Annotated in this window: 1 protein-coding gene; it reads left to right on the top strand. The window is 30.4% G+C overall.

Annotated elements, in window-relative coordinates; genetic code table 11:
* The coding region (locus ACWA1B_RS22885; RefSeq protein WP_456910935.1) for a metallophosphoesterase family protein at window positions 1–263 on the top strand (263 nt) is incomplete at both ends.

The following is a 263-nucleotide window of genomic DNA, read 5'->3' as shown; positions in this document are numbered from 1 at the left end:
GAAACATCTATTTTTCAGAATACTATTGCTTTTTGTAATAACATCTGGATTTTCGCAGAATGCAGAAAAAAAGGAAATTATAAAATTTGTTCAACTTACAGACTTGCACGTTTCTGTAGGGAATGATAATGATTTTCTGCTTCAAAATATCGTAAAAGAAATTAATAACTCAGATTTTGAATTTGTAATCGTAACCGGAGATTTAACCAATCGTGGTGCTGATGACGAGTTGAATGAAGTGCATAAAATACTTTCAACACTAA

The sequence above is a fragment of the Flavobacterium xizangense genome, from assembly GCF_054075145.1.
Note: the sequence above shows the minus strand (reverse complement) of the source record. Positions and strands in the feature narration are given on the sequence as shown.